Annotated in this window: 22 protein-coding genes and 1 tRNA gene; 9 read left to right on the top strand and 14 right to left on the bottom strand. The window is 50.2% G+C overall.

Annotation, left to right across the window (positions count from 1 at the left end; translation table 11 throughout):
- Positions 1 to 7: 7 nt before the first annotated feature.
- The 3 genes from AC23NW_RS25860 (at position 8) to AC23NW_RS25850 (ending at position 3,025) form a co-directional block, all read left to right on the top strand.
- The gene (locus tag AC23NW_RS25860; RefSeq protein ID WP_487453102.1) at positions 8 to 1,474 is read left to right on the top strand and encodes a hypothetical protein; all 1,467 of its coding nucleotides are present in this window, start codon (positions 8 to 10) and stop codon (positions 1,472 to 1,474) included.
- Positions 1,471 to 1,962, top strand: a complete 492-nt coding sequence (locus AC23NW_RS25855) for a hypothetical protein (protein ID WP_293841456.1) — start codon at positions 1,471 to 1,473, stop codon at positions 1,960 to 1,962. Before AC23NW_RS25860 ends, AC23NW_RS25855 begins: the two co-directional genes overlap by 4 nt.
- 61 nt (positions 1,963 to 2,023) lie before the next feature.
- A complete protein-coding gene (locus AC23NW_RS25850; RefSeq protein WP_487453100.1) occupies positions 2,024 to 3,025 on the top strand; it encodes a GlcNAc-transferase family protein in 1,002 nt (333 codons plus the stop codon).
- Positions 3,026 to 3,232: 207 nt separating this feature from the next.
- Here AC23NW_RS25850 and AC23NW_RS25845 read toward each other — a convergent pair whose 3' ends face one another.
- The 3 genes from AC23NW_RS25845 to AC23NW_RS25835 form a co-directional block, all read right to left on the bottom strand.
- Positions 3,233 to 4,507 (bottom strand): tyrosine-type recombinase/integrase, encoded by a 1,275-nt coding sequence (locus AC23NW_RS25845; RefSeq protein ID WP_487453098.1) that lies wholly within the window; start codon positions 4,505 to 4,507, stop codon positions 3,233 to 3,235.
- Positions 4,508 to 4,979: 472 nt separating this feature from the next.
- A tRNA-Gly gene (locus AC23NW_RS25840) sits at positions 4,980 to 5,052 on the bottom strand.
- A 179-nt stretch (positions 5,053 to 5,231) separates the two neighbouring features.
- Positions 5,232 to 6,104 (bottom strand): UbiA family prenyltransferase, encoded by an 873-nt coding sequence (locus AC23NW_RS25835; protein WP_487453096.1) that lies wholly within the window; start codon positions 6,102 to 6,104, stop codon positions 5,232 to 5,234.
- A gap of 95 nt (positions 6,105 to 6,199) precedes the next feature.
- Between AC23NW_RS25835 and AC23NW_RS25830 the strand changes: the two genes are divergently transcribed.
- Positions 6,200 to 7,405 carry a type III polyketide synthase gene (locus tag AC23NW_RS25830; protein ID WP_487453095.1) on the top strand — a complete coding sequence of 402 codons (1,206 nt, stop codon included), beginning with the start codon at positions 6,200 to 6,202 and terminating at the stop codon, positions 7,403 to 7,405.
- Here AC23NW_RS25830 and AC23NW_RS25825 read toward each other — a convergent pair.
- The gene (locus AC23NW_RS25825) at positions 7,362 to 8,105 is read right to left on the bottom strand and encodes a glycosyltransferase family 2 protein (protein ID WP_487453093.1); all 744 of its coding nucleotides are present in this window, start codon (positions 8,103 to 8,105) and stop codon (positions 7,362 to 7,364) included. The genes AC23NW_RS25830 and AC23NW_RS25825 overlap by 44 nt on opposite strands.
- A 145-nt stretch (positions 8,106 to 8,250) precedes the next feature.
- Between AC23NW_RS25825 and AC23NW_RS25820 the strand changes: the two genes are divergently transcribed.
- Complete coding sequence (locus AC23NW_RS25820; protein WP_487453092.1) at positions 8,251 to 9,318, top strand: TerC/Alx family metal homeostasis membrane protein; 1,068 nt, start codon at positions 8,251 to 8,253, stop codon at positions 9,316 to 9,318.
- 15 nt (positions 9,319 to 9,333) lie between these two features.
- On the top strand, positions 9,334 to 13,416 hold the full coding sequence (locus tag AC23NW_RS25815; RefSeq protein ID WP_487453090.1) for an AAA domain-containing protein: 4,083 nt from the start codon (positions 9,334 to 9,336) through the stop codon (positions 13,414 to 13,416).
- On the opposite strand, the gene AC23NW_RS25810 is transcribed toward AC23NW_RS25815, so the two are convergent.
- The 3 genes from AC23NW_RS25810 to AC23NW_RS25800 are packed head-to-tail and all read right to left on the bottom strand — an operon-like array spanning position 13,413 to position 15,167.
- On the bottom strand, positions 13,413 to 14,234 hold the full coding sequence (locus AC23NW_RS25810; protein WP_293834053.1) for a phosphoglycerol geranylgeranyltransferase: 822 nt from the start codon (positions 14,232 to 14,234) through the stop codon (positions 13,413 to 13,415). The genes AC23NW_RS25815 and AC23NW_RS25810 overlap by 4 nt on opposite strands.
- The gene (locus AC23NW_RS25805) at positions 14,149 to 14,676 is read right to left on the bottom strand and encodes a hypothetical protein (protein ID WP_487453088.1); all 528 of its coding nucleotides are present in this window, start codon (positions 14,674 to 14,676) and stop codon (positions 14,149 to 14,151) included. Before AC23NW_RS25805 ends, AC23NW_RS25810 begins: the two co-directional genes overlap by 86 nt.
- 47 nt (positions 14,677 to 14,723) lie before the next feature.
- Positions 14,724 to 15,167, bottom strand: a complete 444-nt coding sequence (locus tag AC23NW_RS25800) for a phage holin family protein (RefSeq protein ID WP_293834051.1) — start codon at positions 15,165 to 15,167, stop codon at positions 14,724 to 14,726.
- 198 nt (positions 15,168 to 15,365) lie between these two features.
- On the opposite strand from AC23NW_RS25800, the gene AC23NW_RS25795 reads away from it, so the two are divergent.
- Positions 15,366 to 16,376 (top strand): LamG domain-containing protein, encoded by a 1,011-nt coding sequence (locus tag AC23NW_RS25795; protein ID WP_487453087.1) that lies wholly within the window; start codon positions 15,366 to 15,368, stop codon positions 16,374 to 16,376.
- 52 nt (positions 16,377 to 16,428) lie between these two features.
- Here AC23NW_RS25795 and AC23NW_RS25790 read toward each other — a convergent pair whose 3' ends face one another.
- The 6 genes from AC23NW_RS25790 to AC23NW_RS25765 all read right to left on the bottom strand — a co-directional run bounded on the left by AC23NW_RS25790 (position 16,429) and on the right by AC23NW_RS25765 (position 21,271).
- A complete protein-coding gene (locus tag AC23NW_RS25790; protein ID WP_293834049.1) occupies positions 16,429 to 17,313 on the bottom strand; it encodes a hydroxypyruvate isomerase family protein in 885 nt (294 codons plus the stop codon).
- A 106-nt stretch (positions 17,314 to 17,419) separates the two neighbouring features.
- On the bottom strand, positions 17,420 to 18,076 hold the full coding sequence (locus AC23NW_RS25785; RefSeq protein ID WP_487453188.1) for a 3-keto-disaccharide hydrolase: 657 nt from the start codon (positions 18,074 to 18,076) through the stop codon (positions 17,420 to 17,422).
- Positions 18,077 to 18,202: 126 nt separating this feature from the next.
- A complete protein-coding gene (gene galU / locus AC23NW_RS25780; RefSeq protein ID WP_293834047.1) occupies positions 18,203 to 19,072 on the bottom strand; it encodes a UTP--glucose-1-phosphate uridylyltransferase GalU in 870 nt (289 codons plus the stop codon).
- Between the two features lie 42 nt (positions 19,073 to 19,114).
- A complete protein-coding gene (locus AC23NW_RS25775) occupies positions 19,115 to 20,110 on the bottom strand; it encodes a mevalonate kinase family protein (protein WP_293834046.1) in 996 nt (331 codons plus the stop codon).
- A 288-nt stretch (positions 20,111 to 20,398) separates the two neighbouring features.
- Positions 20,399 to 20,878, bottom strand: a complete 480-nt coding sequence (locus tag AC23NW_RS25770; protein WP_293834045.1) for a hypothetical protein — start codon at positions 20,876 to 20,878, stop codon at positions 20,399 to 20,401.
- A gap of 33 nt (positions 20,879 to 20,911) precedes the next feature.
- Complete coding sequence (locus AC23NW_RS25765; RefSeq protein ID WP_487453086.1) at positions 20,912 to 21,271, bottom strand: helix-turn-helix domain-containing protein; 360 nt, start codon at positions 21,269 to 21,271, stop codon at positions 20,912 to 20,914.
- Between the two features lie 268 nt (positions 21,272 to 21,539).
- Between AC23NW_RS25765 and AC23NW_RS25760 the strand changes: the two genes are divergently transcribed.
- Both AC23NW_RS25760 and AC23NW_RS25755 read left to right on the top strand, forming a co-directional pair.
- Complete coding sequence (locus tag AC23NW_RS25760) at positions 21,540 to 22,208, top strand: hypothetical protein (protein ID WP_293834043.1); 669 nt, start codon at positions 21,540 to 21,542, stop codon at positions 22,206 to 22,208.
- 79 nt (positions 22,209 to 22,287) lie between these two features.
- Entirely contained in the window at positions 22,288 to 23,088 is an 801-nt protein-coding gene (locus tag AC23NW_RS25755) for a PD-(D/E)XK nuclease-like domain-containing protein (RefSeq protein WP_293834042.1), read from the top strand.
- 22 nt (positions 23,089 to 23,110) lie between these two features.
- Here the strand turns inward: AC23NW_RS25755 and AC23NW_RS25750 are convergent, their stop codons facing one another.
- Entirely contained in the window at positions 23,111 to 25,036 is a 1,926-nt protein-coding gene (locus AC23NW_RS25750; RefSeq protein ID WP_487453085.1) for a RecQ family ATP-dependent DNA helicase, read from the bottom strand.
- Positions 25,037 to 25,170 lie beyond the last annotated feature (134 nt).

The following is a 25,170-nucleotide window of genomic DNA, read 5'->3' as shown; positions in this document are numbered from 1 at the left end:
GAACTATTTGAACAAGTTCGACATCTGGCAGCACTACGGAATCACAAATTCACCAATTACCAGCCTCCCCGATGGTAAGATCATGACCGTTGTTGGTAAACGTTACGGAGTTCCTGCGTCACAAATGCTGGCACGTCTAGGAACAATTGCCGTTATGGTTGCAGATCCGGAACCGGCTTTTCATGAGCGTTTTTTGTGGCTCCCCCCTACAACGCTTGGCCTTTCCGGTACGGCACCAAGTTCAGACCCCAATAACAGAGCATCGAACTTAACGGAGGCTGACATACGCAGAGTCTCAGATATGCTTCCATGTGTCAGAATGGAAGGAAATGACTTTGGCGAAGGTGAGTATTTTATGTACGAGTCCGCGCAACAATACCGCTGGTGGCTGCAAGCCAGAAAAGACAAATACGCCAATCTGGCCACAAATCCCTATCAATTGGTCAGACGTGATTTTGGCTTTCATGGTAGTATGGATAGTTATCAGGGTGGCGTCGGTGAGCACTGGCGCGATACGGGCGGCGGGTCAGTCTCTCCGATCCATCCACGGTATACCTCCATGTATGACAGTGTTCAGAATGCACGTAACAGCTGCGGATACTGGTCTAGTGGCCTGGCTAATCTGGTTGGAACCAACATTAAATTTTACCCTGACATTCCGAACTACGCATGGAAGTATTATATCAAGAAACATGCGGCTGAAGTAATGGCTAAAGGGCTTGGCAGAAATGGAGGGCTACCGGGAGAAGGATTTTTCACCTACTCTGATTGGGGGAAAATAGAGGGATTGGGTGATGCCATTGAAATTCATGTCGGCTTAGAAGGTAAACGCCGGATAATCAGTCCTGCGGGGTACGCTATTACCCGGGTTCACCCGAATGTCAGCTACAACTTCATGGTTGGGGCTGCCTTTTTTATTGGTTTTGTAACGACTGATGGAGTTACCCCGTTCGATACCTTTGATTTATTCGGCACCAATCCCAACACAATGTCGGGCCTGAATCCTAACCCTACGAACCTACGGGATAAGCTGGTTTTATGGCAGCCCGATCAGCCGGGTATTGCAGCTCCTGCACTCGAAAAAGGTGGTTATCCGGAGGAGCCGCTACGCTGGCATGATGCAGCACATCAAGCAGCACAATACTACTCGTCAACGTATCGGACAGGTGGCCAGCCGTGGCGTTATACCCGTTATCGTGAAAACGGAGGGTCATGGATTGAGCCACAAAGCAACGGTTCAGACATCTTGTATCATGCAGCGGCAAACGACGGTCCCGGCGCTACGCATAGTTCTGCGCGTATGGGACGCGGTGACTCAATGTATCGGGTGGAAGCACGTTTTGTCGATTGGGCCTATTTCGACCCGTCACGGCCGGAATGGGACATCAAACTTATTGAAGCTGATATAGCCGGACGGACATTCCCACTAGAAGCCCGTGGCAATACTCTGTACGTAATGAATGAAACGATATGATCATAGCCTGTAAAAACAGACAAGCCGACACAGGATTTGACATAACCCATGAGTTAATCAGATTTTACACCGGTTCTGACTACATGCATGTCGAAATAATTCTTGAAGCCCCCTACAACTTCGCTGTTGCAGCACGAACTCAATTCGATGCACTGACAGCATTGCCATTACGGGATGCAATGCCGACATATCCAAGGGGATGGGATTTGTATAAGGTTCCGACCGCCGTATCTGAAGATGCAATTTTCGAATCCCTATTGCCAGAGTTGGGTAAGTCATTCAATTACCCAAGCCTGATTGCAACACAAGGATTGGGACTAAGATTGCAGAATCAGAGCGAGCGGTTTTGTTCTGAGATTGCCTACATAACTGTCAAAAAGTTTGCTACGGTTCCTATCCCTGACCTTTTGCCGGCCGCAGTAAATCCCGGAAAACTCCGGGATTTACTGATCAACGCGGGTTGTCCGCCAACAACACTGACAATATAAAATTTTGTATCATTTCGGATATCAGCTGAGATCCGCAAAACGATTAACTGAAATAGCAGCCATGCACACAATTTTCGTTCAAATAGCAGCTTACAAGGAGACTGATCTACAGGCTACCCTTAATGACTTGTTCATGAAAGCCACATACCCGCAGAACATTACCGTTTCAGTATGTTATCAGGGGGATTATTCTGACATCAAGGATATGATCCGGATGAATAATGTACGTTGGATATATGTTCCGGAACATAACACATTTGGACTAGGACAGGCCCGGGCGTTGGCACAGACGAATTACAACAGACAGGATTATTGTCTTCAGCTGGACGCCCATCATCGTTTCCGGCAAGGTTGGGACGTGTTTCATATTGAGCAAATTGAACTCTTACGCTCAAAAGGCCACGCTAAACCGGTTCTGACTACCTATGCAGGGCCATACAATCCCAAAACGGGAGAATTAACCTGTTCAGTTGATCAGGGGTCTTTGATGTTCATGAAGGAATTTCGTGAAAACGGCTATACGATTCCTTTTTTCTTTCACTGGTTTACATCTAATGCGCCAATCCCGGCCAGAGCTGTTTCCGGCCATTACATTTTTACTGTCGGCGACTTCGCTGAAGAGCATCGTTATGATCCATACTCTTATTTTTTTGGCGAAGAGCTTTCTTTAACGGTGAGATTATACACGATGGGATATGATTTATTTCACCCTCACAAAATGTATGTGTATCACCGCTATGGATGGGAAATAGAAAACGAAAGCGGCCAGAAGAAAAAGCTGATAAAACATTGGGATGAACATTATATTTCAGAGCGCGAACAAGGATGGTTCCGGCGACTGAGAAAACTAACAGGCCAAAAAGCGCAATTCGGGGATGACCGCGAAAAACTTGGAGCATTTGGACTAGGAAGTATCAGAAGCATTTCAGAGTTTGAGATTTATTCGGGTATCAATTTTTTACAGCGAAAAATTGATAATTCAGGATGGCCGGTAGGAGGATATATTGATAATAATACGATAAAAAAGACAGATACCTGGAACTTCGGACAAGTAGCTGCGTAACATGGGAATGGGTAGTTAAAAAGAGCCGGGCTGTTAGTCCGGCTCTTTTTTTGTCAACCTTTTCAAGGGTCTTATCAACCATCGTCAACCATTTTTCAGTAGCGCTGTGATAAAAAAAATACTGTTAATCAGGAAATTAATAATTTGGTTGACTAAGTTGTCAAGGTTTACACACAAACACACTATATAAATTTATCTTTTGCAAAATCACCACACAGGAGGCTTTTGTTCACGTTCCAGCATTAGCCCTAAACTTTTCATATAAACAACGGTGTCTTTTAAATCAGAGTGTCGTAAATGTTCCCGTAACCATTCTATTGAAGCTCCTGCCTTCCAAGCTTTCATTACTCCGGTGTGTTTCCAACTGTAGAGCGTCAGTTCACCGTTGTAAAGAGCAGCCCCCTTTAACGCTGCCTGATGACGATCCGACACGCGATTACGAACCGTTGGTAAAGAAGACGTTTCAAGCTTTCTGCCGAACAAATAGTCAGTTGGCATATGTGAACCTAATTTCATTTTGTGAATCGTCTCCTGTAGCACAGGCGTAATCTGCACATATTCAACCTTTAAGCCTTTCCTTGCCCCACCCTTACCAATATGGCCGGGAATCGCTATTCTATTGTTTTCTAACTGTATATCTCTTACCTGCAACTGTACTAGCTCCTTTGGACGAATGAATGCCTGGTAAATAAATCGCGTAAAAAAATACAGACGTTCATCATTCTTAATTAAGTACTTTTCTAATTCAGTCATTTGTGCGTCTGTAAAGGCAATATTTTTTCGGCTAGGATCAACTGTTAATGGTGGAATCTTTTTTAGCGGACTTTTTAAAATAATCTCTCGTTCTACTATTTCGTTGAAAATTACTTTCAAGTCATTTAGCATATTATTTCTATATCTATTAGAAAGTTTTTTTTCTACAACGATGTAATCAGAAAAATCATAAAATATACGAGGGCTTAGTTTTTCAAAAGTCAGATCAAGCAATTTTGCATACGTAAGAAAATCAACGAAACGATTATACGTATTTCGGTAAGTTTCTCCTGTCCTATCTCTTGCTGTACGGGCTTTTACATTTACAATTAAGTTTATTGTATCTTTTACACTCTTTTTAAGATTTTCATCTATTTCACTTTCTTGAACCGTAAGATGATCTATCTTATTTTTCTCAGATTCCGGCGAAACTTTTACTTCCGTTTTTTTACTGTCGTTTTTTTCCTTATGCGTAGTGTATATGTATCCTTGCCGCATCAACTCTGTTATTTCAGTGATGGTTGATACAGCCCAAACCTTTCTCTCTTTTGCAGTTTTACAGGCACTCGGAGCGAACTGCTGTTGTCTGTCTAAACGTTGTTCGGCTTCATTCCAAAGGTAGTATTCGACATACCACCGTTTGTTTAGATCACCTCCCCTGTTATTCAGTTTAGGCAAGCGGAATCGCTCAGAAGCGATTTTCTTCTTACGTTCAGGATTAGATTTCATTAGGATATGAATGGAGTTGTTACAGGTGTTTTTGTGGCAAAATCTGTGGCAAGTATTGTGGCAGAATAAAAAAAGGCCCAAATCAGCGATTTGGGCCACATTCGTACCGGGAGCGGGAATCGAACCCGCACGGGCTTTTACGGCCCACAGGATTTTCGTACCATCTACAGTTTTCACTGCTTTCTGCCTGCGCAGAAATTTGTGGTCTGGACTTTCTCTTTACCATCTTCTTCCACGAAGGAAGGTACCGCCTGTTAAGTCTCTACACCTTTTCCGGTTTGATCCGGAACTTGGCTCGGGATTACCAACATTATCTGTAAGGCTTCCCCGAATTTAAGCGGTTCTACTCCGGTTGTTTCCAGCCGGGCACTCAAGTTAGTTTAAGTCCTGCGCGTCTACCTATTCCGCCATCCCGGCGCGGTGATGCCGCTGCTTACAAAAAAGCCCCGAGGGGTCGGGGCTGAGTTTGTAGAGCGAAAGACGGGGTTCGAACCCGCGACCTCGACCTTGGCAAGGTCGCGCTCTACCAGCTGAGCTACTTTCGCGTTTGCCATTTGATTGGCGATTGTGGATGCAAAGGTAGCGCTTTTTTGACTTGTGTCAAGAGGCATCTCAAAAAAAACATCAACTTTTTTTCTCAAAAAAGCCATCACAAACGCCTATAAGCTGATTTTGAGGAACTTTTATCCTGAAAATTTTTCTGTTTTTTTTGACTGATTTCTCTTCAAACCACTGGAGGTACATGCAGAAACCATAAAACCATGAAAAAAAAGTTTAACCCAAGGCCTGCAATCAGTGTCATTTGCATTGTCAGGCGGAAATTAGCACGCCGCTCGTCCTGCCAGACCAGATAACTCCAGCGGAGAAAAAAGGCTACTGACGGAAATAAAAACAGCAAAAACAGATAAAAGGGTGTCGTATTGCCGAAGTAAAGGTAAAACCCAACCGCCGACAGGCTGAAAATAACGGCTGTACTGATAAACGTTCCCCGGATACCCAGTAACCGGCTCATGGTTAGATCACCGCGACGGGCGTCTTCGTCGTGCTGGTAAACCTGCGTAATGGGATACAACGCCAGCAGGTTCAGCGTACAGAGGGCCGACGCTAACAACACCTGTGGCGTCAGCAGGCCGGTTACAGGTATGCTATTGATTGCCTGTAGGGTCATCATATAGGTAAAGCCGCCCTGAAACAGGCTAACGATCAGCCAGCTGGCCACGGGATATTTCTTCAGCCGGATAGCTGGGTGGCTATAGGCCTTGGAGATAAACCCGTAGATCAGCAGATAGGCCACAAAGGGCCAGCCGATGTAAGCGCCTAATCCCAGTGCAACGATGTCGAGTACCCAGGCAACGTAAAAGAGTTCCTTCCCGACCGGCGGCGGTGCTTCCAGACCACCGATACTGCCTTCATCCTTATCAAAATAACTGTTGTAGGCATTGCTGGCCGGATAGAGCAAAAAATGGAGAATAAAAAACACACCGGCGGTCCGCCATGTATCCGGTTCCGGCGACTGCGTCAGGGCAAAGAGGAATACCGGCAGCAGAAAAACCGAAAACGGCAAACGCAGATGCAGTAAAATAGTACGGGCGGTCATGTAATAGTTTTTTTTGAATGGCAGTTGCTTTCCCTAACCTTCTCCGGCAGCGATTGTTATATTGTTTTGCCATCGGATAATCCGTCGCTAACACTATGCAGGAACAGGATCATAAAAGTTATATAAATGCTATCGGAACGGCCGTTCCCGGAAACGCTATCCCGCAACAGAAAATCGCTGAATTTATGGCGGAAGCGCTGAACATGGATACTGCCGACCGCCGTAAGCTGAATGTTATTTACCGTCAGACGCGGATTGATCAGCGGCATTCGGTATTGCCGGACTACGGTCTTCGGATGGGTGAATATACATTTTATCCGAATACACCGGGACTGGAACCCTTTCCGTCAGTCAGCGACCGAAATGCAGTTTACCGGCGCGAAACGCCGAAACTGGCCATGGCCGCTGCCCGCAACGCGTTTGCCGACTATCCGGACTTTGATCCGCAAACGATAACCCACGTTATTGTCGTGAGCTGTACGGGCTTTTATGCCCCCGGTCCCGATATTGAGCTGGTCGAAGCACTGGGTCTGCCAACGACCACGCACCGGCTTCTGATCAATTTCATGGGTTGTTACGGTGCGTTCAACGGCCTGAAAACGGCTGATGCCATTGTCAGGGCTAATCCGGAAGCCAAAGTATTGGTGGTATCCACTGAACTTTGCACCATTCATTTCCAGAAAAAACCGGACCTGGATTACTTACTGTCGAATGCACTCTTTGCCGACGGCGCTGCCGCAGTGCTGGTCGAAGGAAAGCCCCGCGCGGATAAATCGCTGCGGATGCGCACCTTCTTCTGCGACCTGCTGGCCGAAGGACGTGACGAAATGGCGTGGCATGTCTCTGATTTTGGCTTTGAAATGACGCTGACGGCCGAAGTACCCGGCGTGATCGAGCGCAACATCGGCCGGTTATTGTCGCGGCTACTGGAGAAAAGCGGGCTGACTATCGGCGATATTCATTATTATGCCCTGCATCCGGGCGGCCGCCGTATTCTGGAGGCTATCGAAAAACAGCTCGGACTGGACATCCATGACAACCGCTACGCCTACCATGTGCTAAAGCAATACGGCAACATGTCATCGGCAACCGTTCTGTTTGTGCTGCGCGAAATCTGGCAAGAGCTGGGTATAAAAAAAGAGGCAGCCTCGCTTGCAAGCGACGCCACCTCTTCCGAAAATATCTTAAGCTGCGCCTTCGGCCCGGGGCTCACCCTGGAATCCCTGATTCTGGAAGCGCATGTAAACGAACCGGTCGTTACTTCGTCAGTACGTTCCAGCGAAACAGTCCCCACTTTGTGAGACGGTACAGAACGGACACTTTCAGTACGCCGAGGCCATAGATGGAACTCCGGCGAAAATTGATTGATGAAGCCTCTTCGAAGTATTTTGTCGGACACGTCACCTCGGCGATCTCGAAGCCCTTGTAAAACACCTGGGCAATCATTTCATTATCGAAGATGAAGTCGTCGGAGTTATGCGTAAAGTCAATGCTGCGCAGTACCTCGCCCGAAAACGCCCGGTAGCCGGTATGGTACTCGGAGAGTTTCTGGTTCATGACCAGGTTCTGGAAAAAGGTCAGGAAACGGTTCGCAATGTATTTGTACATCGGCATGCCGCCTTTCAGGGCACCTTTACCGAGGATACGGGAAGCAAAAACTACCGGATACAATTCATTACCAATGATGGAGATGATGGCGGTCAGCAGCATGGGTGTATACTGGTAGTCAGGGTGTAACATCACGACAATGTCACCACCAAGTTCCAACGCTTTCCGGTAGCAGGTTTTCTGATTGCCACCATAGCCTTTGTTCTTATCATGCCGGATCACATGACGAATCCCAAGCGCTTTGGCGACTTCGACTGTATTATCAGGACTCGCATCGTCGACAAGGATAACATCGTCAACGATATCGAAGGGAATTTCACGGTACGTGCGTTCGAGGGTGAGGGCTGCCCGGTAGGCCGGCATAACCACAATCACTTTCTTGCCATTAAACATAGCCCAAAACTAATGCCTATTCCGCTATGTGACAAAAATTTACACAAACAAACCACTTCCTTTCCCGATATTGCGCTTTGTTTTGACGAATGTCCATCAACTTTCCTGATAACTCCATGTTTTCTTGTTAACCATACAAGACATTATGCTAACTAACGAAACTTTATTCTTTCTATGCTTTGCGGCCTTCGTCATGCTGGTGATGGCCCTCGACCTCGGCGTTTTTACCAAACAAAAAAGTCACGTTGTCTCGTTTAAGGAAGCCGCCTTCTGGAGTGCGGTCTGGGTAGCACTCTCCGTTGCCTTTTACTTCTTTATCCGCAATTTCGGTTATCTGGTACATGGCATTACCGACATGGCCAGGCTACTGGAAGTAAAAAAGCGCTATGCCGATCACGTACAGCTGATTGCCGGTGATTTTGAAGCCAGTCTGGCCCGTTTTCAGGCCAATATGGCGCTGGAATACATCACCGGTTATCTGGTCGAGTATTCTCTCTCGGCGGACAATATTTTTGTCTTTATCCTGATTTTCAAATCCTTCGGCGTACGGGAGAAGTTTTACAAGAAAATTCTGGTCTGGGGTATTCTCGGTGCCATTGTCCTGCGGTTCATCTTCATCTTTGTGGGGTCGGCACTCCTGCAACGCTTCGACTGGATCATTTACATTTTCGGCGCATTCCTGATATACACCGGCGTGAAACTCTTTTTTGAAGGAGATGAAGACGAACAGATGGATACCAAAAACCATCCCGTTGTTAAGTTCACCGCTAAGTACCTGAACGTATACCGCCGGAACGTAATCGACCACTTCTTCGTCCGTCGCAAAACAGATAACAAGCTGTTTGTCACACCCTTGTTTATCGTCGTCATTGTCGTTGCGTTCACTGACCTGATTTTTGCTGTAGACTCAATTCCGGCGATTTTCTCGATCACCAAGGACCCGTACATTGTCTTTTTCTCGAACGTTTTCGCCATTATGGGGCTCCGGTCAATGTTCTTCTTCCTGTCGAGCATCATGGATCAGTTCCGTTTCCTGAAGACCGGTCTGGCTGTACTGTTAACCTTTATCGGGGTAAAAATGCTGGCCGAACCCTATCTGGAACACCTTGGTTTCCAGCCGGTTTACTCGCTGTATATCATTGTCGGCATTCTGGCCGTCAGTGTACTGGCCTCCTGGCTTATCCCTGAAAAAAAATCGGACGAACAGAATTAACGTCCTTTCGTTATATTGTGGAAACAGCTTCGGGAAGTCGTTGAACTTCCCGAAGCTGTTTATAGACAACCCGATCTGGCTTACCTGATGCTTACGCCTGGTATTTTGCGCACTTATCGCCGGCGCCTGACCAACCTCAGCAGCCGCAACCGCTCCCTGTTACTCCCCGGCCTGCCCGCCGAGCAGTTTCTGGACCTGCACGAAGCCGACTTCCTGCTCAATAAACCATCGTTTGAGATACTGGCCCAGCTGATTGGCAGCAAACGGCCGGTCGCCCTGTGCGATGTGATGGACGCCCGCGACGAACGGGTGAACCTGGTCAGCAAAAAGCTCCGCCGGATTTCCCGTACCGAGCGGTTCATTGAAGCCGAGCGGGGCTCAGAGGATTTGTATGTTGGCTGGCCGTTTGTGAGAGGAAAGTTTATGGACGGTACCGTTGTACACGGGCCGCTGCTTTTCTTTCCGGTTCATCTGGAACAACATCAGGATCAATGGCGGCTGATGCGCCGCGGCGATGAACTGGCGCGGATCAATCAGAGTATGCTGCTGGCCTATGCCCATTACAATCAGGTCCGGCTGGATGAGTCGGTTGTCAGTAAATCATTTGACGATGCAGAACGGCCAAAGGAAGTACCGGCGGCGCTGGCCTTCCGTAATGAGCTATATGAATGGCTGAAAGAAAGTACGCTACAGATTCATTTCAATCAGGATCTCTTTACCGACCGGTTGCAGGCGTTTGACAAGCTGACGGCTAAAAGCCTTGAGCAGCTCGAACGTACCGGCGAACTCAAACTCTACTCCGAAGCCGTACTGGGCATTTTTCCGCAGGCCGGTTCCTTTCTGGTTCCCGACTATGACAGCCTGCTTGATCAGTTTATGGAAGAGGCTGACCAGCCCAACCCGTTTGATCTCAACAGCATTGCACAGCTGACTGACCATCCAGTCCGGGACCAGCCAGTCCGGGAAGAGCAGTTGCATACCCCCCTGCCGGTGGATGCCTCGCAGGAACGGGCCATCCGGGCGGTCAAAACCGGTGAGTCGCTGGTGGTCCAGGGGCCTCCGGGCACCGGCAAGTCCCAGCTGATTGCCAACCTGATGGCCGATGCCGCTGCTCAAGGAAAGCGGGTATTGCTGGTCTGCCAGAAACGGGCCGCGCTGGATGTGGTCTACGAACGGCTGAAGCAGGTCGGCATGTCGGCCTTTACCGCCCTGATTCACGATTTTCAGGATGATCGTAAGGCCCTGTATCAGCAGGTTGCTGCTCAGATTGACCAGATTGACGCATACCGGCAACAGAATCACAGCCTGGATGCCGTTTTGCTCGAACGCGATTTCGACGCCGAAAGCCGGCAGATCGACCAGTTACTGACAGAGCTGACCGGATTCAAAAACGCCCTTTTTGATAGCAGCATTTGCGGTCTCTCAGCCAAGGAACTTTACCTCTCTGCGCCAATGCAGGAACAGGACCGGTTACCTGACTTAGGCGATTTATATACCCAATTCCCGTTTGACGAAAAGCTGGCGGTGTTTCAGCGGCAGCTCACCGACTATGCCGCTTATGAACAGCGCCTCGGCCCGACGCATCCGTGGTATGACCGGCGCTCGTTCAGTCAGTTGGGTACCGGAGACATCGCCACTATTGACCGGTTACTGACGGCCATTCCGGCAGTAGCCAATGAAACCGCTGCGCAGCTAAACCAGCTCCTGACGAACCCATTTACGCTGGCCGACATAGATAGCTGGCAGGAAGAAGCATGGCCGCTGAATGCCCTGCTGACGCTGATTGATACCCGGCCCGATCCTGCTATCTGGACAATTGCCCGGGAATTACGCCGGCATCCCGACCACTCGGCAAACCAGTTTTCCGACCATGCGCTGGATCAGCTTATCCGGCAGTGGGAAGAAGCCCTGACCGGCGCCGGGCCCTTGCTCGGCGTTCCCGACACAGACCTCAACCCGTTCGCTGCCCTGCTGCGGGAAGCGCAACAGGCACGGGCATCGTGGGTGAACTGGCAGTGGTGGCAGCTGACGCACGCCGGTAAAGATGACCTTCAGCGTGTCGTACAGGCCAACGGCCTGACAAACAGCGAGCCTGATTTGCAGCTACTAGGCCAAAAACTGGCTAAACGGCAGACACTGGCTGGGCTCAGGCAACAGGCAGAGCGCCTGCTAACAGGCTTTGGTACGGCGGATACAGACCAGCAGACAGCCATTCTGCTCCGGCAACTACATGAGGCCCACGGACTCGCAGCCCGTTTTGCCGACCAGACTATCCTGCAACAACTGGAAGCACATGTCTGGCTGACAGCAGCCTCCTTTACAGACGCGGTACGCAGGCTGCTGAACGCTGCAGAGCACCTGCATCTTCAGCGTGTCGGCTGGCAAACCTACCTGACCGATGCACAGATTGAACGGTTATGGCAGCAGGATGAAGCATTTGCGGCCCGGCTCCGGCATTCGCTGCAACAGGACATTGATTTTCTGATTGAAGCCGACCGCCTGCACGAGCGTTTTTCACCGACCGAACAGGCGGTACTGGCGAAACTGGCCGGACGGCCTGTAGATCAGTTTTCCGGCGCGTTACAGTTTGCGTGGCTCAACCACCTCGAACGGCATTATCCGGAACTGCGCATTGTATCCTCGCTGCGCATGCAGCAGATGGAGGCGACGCTACAGGCCAGCGTGCAGAAAAAACAGGCCCTTAGCCGCGATATTCTGCTGGTTAAGCTGCGGGAGCAGACCTACCGCAACCTGTCGTTCAACCGGCTCAACAACCTGACGACCTATCGCGAACTGCTGCACCAGACGACAAAAAAACGCAACATCTGGCCTGTCCGGAAGCTTCTGCAGCAACATGAAGATGAAGTATTCCGGCTCATTCCGTGCTGGATGGCATCTCCTGAATCAGTGTCGGCCATGTTCCCGCTGGAAAAGGGACTGTTCGACATTGTCATTTTTGACGAAGCTTCGCAGTGTTTTGCGGAAAATGGTATTCCGGCTATTTTCCGGGGTAAACAGCTGGTTGTTACCGGCGATAGTCAGCAGCTCCGGCCCGGCGATCTGTACCGCATCCGCCCCGAAGACCCGGCGATGGATGATGATATACCTGCTGCTCTCGAAGTGGAATCATTGCTGGAACTGGCCGCACAATGGCTGCCACAAGTCTCGCTGACGGGCCATTACCGCAGCCGTACACTGGATCTCATTCAGTTTTCGAACCAGCATTTCTACCAGAACCGCCTGACCTTACTCCCTGATTTTCGGGAAATCAATCAGAAAGAACCCGCCATTGAGTACCAGCATGTGGGTGGTACATGGCTGAATAACACGAACCTGACTGAAGCGCAGGCTGTCCTTGCCCTGATTGACCGTCTTCAGCGCGAACAGCCCGACCGGTCAATTGGTGTGGTCACGTTTAATTATCCCCAGCAGATATTAATCCAGGAGCTTATTGATCAGTCGAAAAAGGGCAGTCAGCAGCCAGCGCCCGCCCTTGCTCCGCTGTTTGTTAAAAACATCGAAAATGTGCAGGGCGATGAACGTGATATCATCATTTTCTCGGTTGGCTATGCACCGCGTATCACTGAAAGCGGTGAAGCCGGGCGGCTGGCGATGCAGTTTGGCAGCCTGAATACGCGCGGCGGCGAAAACCGGCTGAATGTAGCCGTCACCCGCGCCCGCGAGAAAGTCGTTGTGATTACGAGTCTCTGGCCGGAGCAGTTGCAGGTTGATACGGCCGCCCACGATGGCCCACGACTGCTGAAAGCCTACCTTGCCTATGCGCTTCAGGTATCACAAGGGCAGTTCCGGCCGCAACCACGTGTAGTTGAAGGACTGCGGACCGGTGCGCTGCTCAAAGACCGGCTGGCGCGCCGGGAGCCGGCCTATCGCCCTGAACTGCCGTTTGCCGACCTGACCATTAAAACCGGTGAAACCTATCAGGGGGTTCTGCTGACCGATGACGATCAGTACTGGCAGCAAACGACGAAGGAAGCCCATGCGTATATACCGCTGGCACTGGCAGGCAGGCAGTGGCCCTTCCGCAGGATCTGGAGCCGGGAATACTGGCGGGGAAATCTGACGGGGCCGGCCAGTTAATTGCCGGTCACAATCTGACGGTTATAGAACCGGACAAGGGCTGAAAGTTCGGGCAGTAAATCCGGGTTGGCTTCAATCCCGTTGCCAACCACAATCATGTCAGCGCCGGCCAGCAGGGCAGCTTCCGCTTTTTCAGTTGAATTGATGCCGCCGCCAACGATCAGCGGGGTATCAACCGCCTCCCGAACGGCTGTAATCATTTCCGCCGACACGCACCGGCGGGCACCGCTGCCGGCATCGAGATACATCAGGCGCATACCCAGCATCTCACCGGCCATTGCCGTACAGGCAGCCACACTCGGTTTATCGTGCGGTAACGGCATGGTGCCGCTAATGTAGGACACGGTCGTCTGCGCGCCGCCATCTACCAGCATATAGCCGGTCGGTAACACCTCAAGTTTACTTTTTTTGAGCAGCGGAGCCGCTACTACGTGCTGACCAATCAGAAAATCAGGGTTACGCCCCGATATGAGGGAGAGCAACAGAATACCATCGGCGGAGGGTTCGATATGTAAACTGTTTCCGGGAAAAAGCACTACCGGTGTATCTGTATGTTGCCGGATCGTCTGAATAATTTCCTGATGTGTGTATTCGGTTACCAGGCTGCCACCAACCAGAAAGAAATCAACCGGATGGTCGAGTGTCCGGCGCAAAAAAGAGGAAAAGCCGCCCAGCTCCACCTTATCGGGGTCGAGCAGGACGGCGAGCGCTTTACGTCCGGTCTGTTGATAGCTACGAAGAGTAGCGTACAGCGTCGGCCGGGGCTTGTTCGTGGTAGTATTGGTTATTTTCAGCTCGTGCTGTTGGATTGATTGCATTATTCTCACGGATGCGGGTCAACACATTGGTCAACTGTTCGCGGGCGATGTTGGTCAGCACTGATGTCACCAACCCACCAATCAACCCGCCGATAGCTGATTTTTTCGTTTGCTCCTGCTTTGTTTCTTTAATTAACTGGCGGTTCGACTTGAATCGGTCATCTTCGTCCTCCTCATCGACCTCGCTGTAATCAGTATCTTCCGGCTCGCCGTATTTTTCGGCATACCGGTATTCTTTTGACTTTGGCAGAATAGCGTTAGTGATCAGGAAAACCCCTAATGCTACCCCGGCAACCAGCGCAACGGTCTTGCCCATCTCTGTGGCATCGCCTTTAAGAGACTGAACACTTGTTTCGATAGTTGACTTATACCGTTCGGTAGCTTCGAGTAATTCGGCCCGGCGGGCGGTTGTGTCAGCGAACGGTACTTTAGGATCTTCCATGGTTTTACAGGTCTAAATTAGTGAAAAAATCTGTTGAGTAGAGAATCTTATGCATTCGGACGGTTTTCGTTTATGTAACGACCGCTTTCATTCAATGAATTACGGGTTTTATCCATCAACTCCTCTACCGCGTCGGCGCGCTCTTTCTGTTTGGTCTCCTGCTGTTTTTTAATGGTATTGTACGCCATTTCACGGATCATATTAATCCAGAAGTTTTTAGCTGCGGCCCAGATAATGGTCAGCACCAGAAAAAATGACGCGACAATCAGAAAGCCCAGATACCGGCTGTCCAGTACATAGTTCAGCCATGCCGCCAGCAGACTGAATAAAAAGATAAGTGTGATGGTGGCCAGAAAACCCAGTACAATGCCATGAATGGCTTTTGTTGCTCCGTCTTCAATTTTGCCTCTTGTTTCGAGGGTAAACAGCTCAATACGAGCTTCGAGATATCGGAATATATTTTCTCTTATTTCCTCCAATCGTTCCAACATAGCTGTACGTTTTGGTTTGTATTATGCTACATTAAATTACCAAATCCGGGACTGAATGTTTGAATTTTTGAGCATGTGTAGTGAAAAGTTTGATCAGGGATGGCGAATACGCTTATCATACCCGGCTGCAGGTATGATAAGGTGTTTTTTGTATCTAATTTTTACCTTTGGTTTTCCACTATTCATTCACTACACAACATGCCATCTTTATTCCCATACTTTCGGAAATCTACACTCTGGCGTCTGGCTTACCTTCTATTCATAGCGTACTCAGGCCCTTTACAGGCTACTCCTTCAAAACCGGTTTCGTTTACCAGCCCAATTCCCGTCAGCCCATGTACCAGCCTGACCTCGGTCAAAAGCGGTCTATGGACCGACCCGGCCGTCTGGCCCTGCAACCGGCTCCCCACGGCAGACGACTATGTTCAGATTACAGAAGGTCACACGATTACCATTCCGGCAAACACGACAGTCTCTGCATCTCGTATAAAGCAGTCAGGGGTGCTGCGTTTCGCAAATCCCGGCGCGTTTCTCCGGTTATCTCCCTCGTTAACCGATGGCCTTGTTGCCTATTACCCCTTCAACGGCAATGCCAACGACGAAAGCGGTAATAACCGTCATGGGACAGTCTATGAAGCCTCATTAACGACAGACAGGTTTGGAAATACTAACAAAGCCTATTCCTTTGATGGTGTTAACGACCGCATAAAAGCTTCAGCTGCCTTCTCCGACCAAATGAGTATTTCGCTCTGGTTTAAAGCGCCTTTTCCGGTTAATGCCAACGGCAGATGGCCGGTTCTTGCTTCGTTCGGTAAAGAAATGTTCACAATTCAGTCCTTTGGTTCAACAGAGCCGGTTTATGCAGGCCTGTATGGTAAAATAGCGATTTCATCCTATCAGTCAGGCATTATGCAGAACTCGTCTTTTCGTACCGAAAAGATCTATATGGACAGTACGTGGCATCACCTTGTTGCCGTTTATGATGCTACTCAGCGTGTTCAGAAATTGTATATTGATGGATCTTTCATCGGACAATCCCCGGTAACTTCACCTTATAGCTCATTCAGCCATGTCGATTTTGGTGTATCTGATTCACCTTGGGGTAACTATACACATGCAGGCTATTTTTGGGGCCAGCTCGACGACATCCGCATCTACAACCGCCCATTGACCAATCCGGAGATTCAGACGCTGGCAAACGATAAATAAACAAAAAGGCGGCCGGGAGATACCAGCCGCCTTTTTGTTTGTACTAACCCGCCTACACGTCGCAGATCAGAACGCCTTGTTTCAGTGAGGCCAGCATGCCTTCCTTGTCTTTTGGCGTCGGCACAAACTCCTGGCCGATAAAACCTTTGTAGCCGGTTGCCACAATGGCTTTTACGATGGCAGGGTAGTAAATCTCCTGCCGCTCGTCAATTTCCCGGCGATCAGGCATCCCACCCGTATGGTAATGGCTGATGTATTTGCCGTAGCGCTGTACGTTGCGGATATGATCCCCGTGCATGCTCTGCATGTGGAAAATATCGTACAACAGCTTAAAGTTTTCGGATCCGACCATCTCGCACAGCACAGCGCCCCATTCTACATTATCGCACTGATAATCAGGATGACTGTGACGGGAACTCAGCAACTCCATAGTCAGGGTTACCTTGTTTTTCTCAGCCAGTGGCATCAACCGCTTCAGTACCTTCTGGCAGTTCAGCAGGCCCTGATATTCGCTCAGTCCATTGCGGTTGCCGGAGAAACAGATGATGTTTGTTACACCGGCATCGGCAGCCTGCGGAATCAGGGTTGTGTAGAAATCAACCAGCGTATCGTGGTTTTTCGGATTGTTAAAGAAACTGGGCAGACCCGTTCCTTTGGGCCAGTTGCCTTGTCCGAGGGCCGACGTCAGGCCGTATTTTTTCAGTGTCGGCCACTCGTCCGGGCCCGTCAGCTCAACGGACTCAATACCGATTTCCTTACAAGCCTGGCAGAGATCGTCAAGCGGAATACTTGAGTAACACCAGCGACTGACTGAATGGCGGATATTGCCTTTTAATTTTGTTTGAGGTTCCATACCCGAAGCCAAGGTTTCGAGGGCGGTTAAGGTTAGGGCGCTGCCACTCAGGGTTTTCAGCGCATTCCGACGGGTTGTCTGCATGATAGTGAGTGCTTGAGCGAATGAGTGATTGAGTGAACCCTTAGATATAAATGCGTCTGTTGACAGTATATCACCCATTCGCTCAATCACTCATTCACTCAATAAATTATAGTTCGCGAATCCGGATGTTGCGGTACCACACTTTGTCGCCGTGATCCTGAAGGGCGATGTGGCCTTTCTGGAACTTACCGAAGCCCGGCCAGCCTTTGAACTTACTGTTCTCTACCATTTTGTCCCACTCAGGGCCGGTCGTCGCGTACTCAACAACTTTCTTGCCGTTCAGATACTGCTCCGCCTTGCCTTCCTTGATGATCAGCTTTGCCTTGTTCCACTCACCGGCCGGTTTAACCACGGAAAAGTCCGATGGTGGCAGCAAGTCATACAATGAACCGGCTTTGTGGTTACCGTCCCGGCCTTTAGTTGCATCAGGGTGGCGCTCATCGTCAAGTACCTGCATTTCAGGGCCTGTGGCGTAAGTGGCACGGTATTTAGGATCTTCATTTACGTGGAAGATGACACCGCTGTTGCCTTTCTCGGCAATTTTCCATTCGATTTCCAGTTCGAAATCGCCGTACTCTTTATCCGTTACCAGGTCACCGGCACCGCCTGAAGTCAGTACAATCGCGTTGTCTTCTACTTTCCACTTGTCCGAAACAGGCTGTCCTGCCTTCAGATACGTGTGCCAGCCCGTGAGTGATTTGCCGTCAAACAGTTTTTCCCATTTGCCTTTTTTAGGCGCATTTCCTGCCTGTACGTTGAGCATTAAAGCAACCACACCAAGGGTTGTCAACTTTAACATTTTCATAGTTTACCGATTATTGTTAAGAAGAGTTATTTCAGTTACGTCATTGTTGCCAGAACGAATACTGGCCGGTTTCTGGTATATGGCCTATTCAGCCTGCGCTACCACTTCCTTCAGATACGCCATAAACGGTTTGGCAAATTCAGGGCGTTTCAGCGCAAATTCAACCGTGGTTTTCAGGAAATCAAGCTTATTGCCGATGTCGTGGCGCTTGCCCTCAATCCGGTGCGCATAGATGTTTTCGCGTTTCAGCAGAATACGCATGGCATCTGTCAGCTGGATTTCGCCGTTTTTACCGATTTCAGTCTGCTCCAGGGCGTCAAAAATATCGGGCGTCAGGATGTACCGGCCGGCAATGGCCAGATTCGACGGTGCCTCCGTGATTGACGGCTTCTCGACCAGCGTATCCAGCTCCAGAATCCGGTCGCTCTGCGGACGGCCGCCCACGATGCCGTAGCGGTTGACCTTGTCGTGCGGCACTTCTTCAACGGCAATCACCGATCCGCCAAACTGGGCAAAGGTATCAATCAGCTGCTGCGTTACCGGAATGACCGAATCCATGATTGTATCGCCCAACAGAACCGCAAACGGCTCGTTACCAACGTGGTGACGAGCATAGCGGATGGCATCGCCCAGACCATTCAGCTCGCGCTGGCGGACATAATGAAGGTTCGCCATGTCTGACAACCGGCGCATTTCGTCGAGCAACAGCTGGTCTTCTTTTTCTTCGAGCCGGTTTTCCAGCTCAAAGTTCCGGTCGAAATGGTCTTCGATGGCCCGTTTGCCTTTGCCCGTGATGATCAGAATGTCTTCGATTCCTGAATCGACCGCTTCCTGAACCACATACTGAATCGTTGGCCGGTCAATAATCGGGAGCATCTCTTTCGGCTGTGCTTTTGTCGCCGGCAAAAAACGGGTGCCTAAACCGGCCGCCGGAATTACAGCTTTTTTTATCATGGTTATGCGGGAATGAATGCCTGCGGGAATGCCGCAGACGCGCTAACTTATGTACGGTTTTATAACGCGTGCGTTAATTTTTTTCAGTTCAACAAACAACCGGTTCAGCATCGCATCATCGCGGTAGAGACCGATAATGGAGCCACCGGAACCGGTAAACGACGCTGAAGCCCCGCAGGCCCGTGCGGTATTGATCAGTGACATGTTCCGGTCGCTGATGTTATAAATCTTTGTCCGAAGGTCAAAATTGCGGTTTACCAGCCCGTTCAGTGATTCGATATCCTGATTCAGAATGGCATCCCGCCCCTGCCGTGCTACATCGGCAATATCGGCCATGGTATTAACGACCAGCTCCTCGCCTTTCAGCCACCGCGATTTTACATCATTATGCACACGGCCCGACTGTTTGCCCAGATCCGTGTTGTAGGCCAGGTACAGTTTCGGCAGCAGGGCCGGGTCAATCTGCTCGTAATTACCATAGCCCTGAGCGTCCATAACCGACCGGTCAAAATCCATGTAGACACAGCCTTCATAACACTGAATCACCCGATCCTGTAAGCCGGCCGTAATCCCTAACTCCTCTGTTTCTGTGGCCATTACCAGATTAGGAAGGATCGGAAGCGGAATTTCTACCTGGTAAAACTGCATCAATGCCCGAAATGCCGCCGTAATGATGGCACTGGACCCTGACAGCCCGACCTGACGGGGAATTGACGTTGAATAACGGATGGAAAAATTGCGGTTGTGCAGCCGTATCTGCTGTTGCTCGCAATATTCTACAAACTTCCTGATGGCCGCCTTGAGCAGCGGTACCCCACCGTGATACCCCAGCGTACTGACGGCATCGCGCAGGTGATACACACTCCGGAATTCGTTCGTATCCTGTGGCTGTGGTTCAATGATCAGTTCAGGTGAAGCATAGAGCGTAATTGACGCGCCAAAGTTGCGGACAGAAATGGAAATGGTCTTACCAAAAAAACCGTCGGAAGGGTTGCCCAATAACCCAGCTCGGGCATAGGCGCGGGTCTCGATAATCAAGTTCGTACTTGTTTGAATCGTAAATATACCTGAAGGAGCTTTATTTTGACAAGATTACAGAATTCACAGGATTTATTATGGCAAACCGGAATACATGGCCCAAAAAGTCCTGCAAATCGGTTATTACGGCAAAAAAATACCGCTGTACGGTCTGTAACCAGGCGGGTGGATACCCCTGCTCCGGCAGAAATGAATCAGGGAGCAAGTTTACAAAAATCTGCAAAAAAAAGGCGACTGAAGATCGCTCTCCAGCCGCCCCAATCGGTTCAACAATTATCTATCGGCTCTTTATTCCTTGTCTTTTTCGTTGGCATCATAGCCCATATGATGCGGGTCATACCCTTCTCCCGGATGGTCACCTTCTTCCAGATAGGTGGCATCGGCGCGGTGAAATAAGGCATCGTCTGACGGATTTTCGGCAATTTCGCTGAATTTCTTAGCAGCCTCATCGCTGATTACGGGATGTGGCTTGTTATGGCCCCGCTCAACGGCTTCGGCATCTACGTCCCACTCCATGGTACCGGTAGCAATGGTTTCACCCGTAGGTAAAGCCGGATTGCCTTCATGTTTATTCGCTTCGCGCGTTTCGGCAATGTACTCCTGATTTTCAGTGTCCATATCCATGCCGGACGTAGAACTTTTGTACGAATTATTGCCAACACCTTCGCTTACCCGACCGTAGTCAGAATCGCCGTGCTGATAGGGGTCTTTCGAGTAATACTCGTTATCGACATCCTGGGGGTCAAATGATTTATTTTCGTTTTCCATGACGTTGGTAGTTTTCTCTATAACTACCAAAGGTCAGGGCTTGTTTGATTGGCAGCGAAGTTCGTCGAGTGTTTGTTGCAGCAGGGCTACCCGTTCGTTGAGCTGAAAGAGCAGGAATTCAACGTTGCGGAGCCTTTCTTCGGTCGTAATGGCAGCTGATGGTGATGGCTGGTACGACTTAAACATCAGTCCTTCGCCACGGATAAGCCAGTCGCCGTTTACCTGCGGAAACGCCTGCAGGATTTTTTCGAGCGTTTCGAAGCGTGGTTTGAGCCTCCCGTGCAGAATATGGTATATTTTTTCTCCTCTGTGCTCGCCCAGATGCCGGGCAAACTCCAGTACACTCAGGTCAAGTGCATCAATCAGCTGCTGTAAACGCGTTTCAATCGCCATAATCCTTGTGCCAGCTTACACACATTTATGTAAATCAGCTGGCTTAGTGACAAGTTCCCGGAATAGTCCCCGTAAGTGTCCTTAAAGTGCCCGCCAAGCCATTTTACGGGGATAAAACAGGCCCTCCTCTAAGGGGCAGAAATCTTTGCGGCAGGCGTTGTCTTTTTACACATTTCTGTGTAAATTTATATCATAAAGCAGACCGCTATAAAAGGCAAAAGGGACCGCAATGTGGGCCCCCTGCTTGAACAGTAAACAACAAATACTAATGAACATGCAAAACAAAAACACAATTGAGACAAATCAAAATGATCAGGCTGTAAATCCTTATCAAAAATTTCAAAATGGTACAATAGAAATTGTCTCAACGGAAAAAAGCCGTCGCTTCAAATACCTGGAAGGACATCCGCGCCAGTACCGGTTCGATGCGAAAGAAGGCGGTTTTAACATCAACGGGGCCGAAAAGCTGGGAAATACTCTTACGTTTCAGCCGATTGCGTGGCGCATCTTCACGGATAATATCCTGAATATGGGTACGAAGAACTGGGCTGAAATTTTTTTCGTGGATGACAAAAATTGTGTGTCAGCGGTCCTGTTTCATGGCTATTCTGTCGATAATATTTTCCGTTTGATTGAGCCGCTCTATTACGACGACCTTACACTGGCTGATGTCGTGATTACGGCGGTGGCAGAAAAGAAGGAAAACAACAAGATCCAGCCGAAGGGAATATACCACATTGCCACGTTCTCGTATAAGCTCGGAACACCCGAGCGTACGGCCGAGCTGAAGCAGTTTGCGCATGAGCATAAAATCTTCCGGCAGGAAACGCTGACCGATATTGCCAATATCAAAACGGCATTCAATTACTACAACCCGTTTGCCAATCTCGGCGATGAGACCGACGCCATCCAGATTCCGGTAACGACGGGTAACTAATCCGGTTTCCACCCATCTGTGCTGCCTGAACCGGCCTTTCCGGCCGGGCAGCACTTTTTTGTACCCTCATCAAAACGCCATGCTTAGTAAATTTGATAGCGCACCGGTATTTGCCGGCACCTCCGCCGACTACCGGGCCTTGCCACGGGTCTCTAATTCAGATCTGACACGGCTGAAAGAAGAACATCTGGGATACGGCTCGCTGCCTTCAGCCCGGTTTTCGTCGGAAAAGGCAAAGGCCTTCGGACGGGCCTTTCACCAGCACCTGCTCGAACCGGAAACCATCGGCGATGTTATGGGCGAACTGCTGCCGGATATGGCCCCGAAAGAAACACAGCAGCTGACCTCGCTGATGGATACGATTTACAACGACAGCTTCTGTAAACGCTACCTGCAACAGGCGCAGAAGCGTCGCCCGCATATGGGTGAGGCCCTGCGCGAACACGTTGTGCTGTTTACGGATCCGGTCAGCCAGGTTGAGTGTAAAGCGCGGCTGGATTTGGTCTATACCAGTCCTAAGCGGCAGAATGCGCTGGTACTGGATTTTAAAACCACCTCTGCCCGCACACAGGCGCAGTTTCTGGAAAGCTGTTACACCTACGATTATGACCGGCAGGCAGCTTTTTACCTCGACAGTCTGCGGCATGCCGATGCCGGTGTCCGCTCATGGGTCGATACCCGCCGGTTCCGGTTTATTTTTGTCGGCGTAATGAAACAGCGGCCGTACCGGCTCTTTGCCGTAGAGGCGACGTCGATTCCCGGCTTTATTGAGTATGGCCGGAAAAAATACCGTTTCTGGCTCCGGAAATGGCAGGAAGAGCAGGAGAGCCCGCTCTATCAACCGGAACGGCCGGCGATATTGGCTAACGCCTATAGTTAACATCGCCGGCCTTTGGGCCATTTCAGGGCATCAGCACGATCAGATTCCCACCTTCATTATACCCGATCTGCTCATCAGCCAGCAACTGCCGGACAGCCTGTGCCAGTACATCACTATCCATTGCCGCAAACTGATCCGCCAGCTGCCGCGGGGATACGCCCCGTGTCATCGCTTGTACCAGATAGCTCCTCACCTGCTCCCGCACCGCGTCTACGCTATGCTGTTTGTTTTTATTTTTCAGGCAGTTATCACACACCCCGCAGGCTTCTTCGGGTATTTCCCCGAAATAGTTCTGTAACAAACGGGTGCGGCACTGCTGCGGATGCTGCACATAATCGATAGCGGCCTTCACCTTCGACAGCGCACGGTGTTTCCGTTCGGCAAGCGCCGCCGTGTCGATCACCAGCTGCTCTGCATTGATGCGCGGGGTCAGGTAGGTCAGCTGCGGTTTATCTTTCTGTTTTTCATAAACCAGAATGGCGCGCTGGTTTAATTGGTCCAGCACGTTCATCACCTCCTGCTCCGAAATCAGAAAGGCCCTGGCCAGTGCGCTTTCCGAGATGGTCAGGAAATCGGTAAACAACTCTCCGCCATACATGCGCATCAGGAGCCGGATAAACGAATCATAATGCGGGTTTTTAAGCTGAAAGTCATACAGTTGCCGGTTATCCACCGACATCATGATCCGCGACGGCCGGTAATAGCCTTCGCTGAGTTCGATCAGACCTTCATGTTGTAATTGTTTCAGCGCGTAGTGTGTTTCCTGAGCCGGCAGGTTGAACTTACTGATCAGTTGCTGCAGGTCGAAATCATAGCTCGTAAACTGCCCGCTGCCGACCGGTACGGCCAGAAAATTCGCTACGGCCTGATATACCCGCCGGATCAGATCGACCGGCGGATACTGCTGCTCGGTGCGCTGCAAAAGGGTAGTCAGGTCGGCGGGTGTGTAGAGCAATACGGCATACGCCTTCTGCCCGTCGCGCCCGGCGCGGCCGGCTTCCTGGTAGTACGCTTCCAGCGTATCGGGCGGATCAACGTGAATCACGACCCGGCAATCAGGCTTGTCGATGCCCATCCCGAAGGCATTGGTCGCCACCATTACCCGCGTTTTGTTATTGATCCAGGCGTCCTGTTTTTCGCCCCGCTGCTTGTTGCTCAGCCCTGCATGGTAATAATCGGCCACGATGTTCTGCCACCGCAGCCATTCGGCAATCTGCTGGGTCTGCCGGCGGCTCCGGGCATAAATAATTGCCGACCCCGGCACATTGCTCAGCACCCGCAGTAAACGACCCTCTTTATTTTCTTCGGCAATGGCCGAATAGGACAGATTAGGGCGGGCAAAGGTCTGCCGGAACACCAGTGTTTCGCCGGTTGGCGACGGGCGCATCTGTAGTTTAGCCTGAATATCAGCCTGTACGTCGGGCGTAGCCGAGGCCGTCAGGGCAATCACCGGTACGTTGGGTATCAATTGCCGGAAGTCGGCAATCTGCAGGTAAGGTGGCCGGAAATCATAGCCCCAGGCCGAGATACAGTGTGCCTCATCAATGGCCAGCAGGCACACCTTCATCTGCTTTACCCGCTCAATGAGGATTTCGGTCTGTAACCGCTCGGGCGAGACATAGAGAAACTTGACGGTACCGTAAATGCAGTTATCCAGCGTGGAGTCAATTTCGCGCCAGTGCATGCCCGAAAATACCGCTGCTGCCGGTATACCCCGCCGCCGCAACTGCTCCACCTGATCTTTCATGAGCGCAATCAGCGGGGTGACCACGATGCAGACACCTTCCATGGCAAGGGCAGGCACCTGAAAGCAGATCGACTTGCCGCCACCGGTCGGCATGAGCACCAGCACATCCTGCCCGTTCAATACCGCCCCGACGACATCTTCCTGCAAGGGCCGGAAAGCCGGGTACCCCCAATACTGTTGTAAGATCTGATTCGGTGTCATACTACAAAATTATATGCTGTTACAGACATTTTACGCCTGTTTTGGTTAACGACATGCAACGTATTTCATGTTCGATGCGTATCTGAAACCAGCCGGGCTACTCAAGCGGCTCCTGCCGGGCAGCTTGCGATTCT

This window comes from Arsenicibacter sp. R0_47, from assembly GCF_057652235.1.
This window is presented reverse-complemented; position numbering and strand designations above follow the sequence as displayed.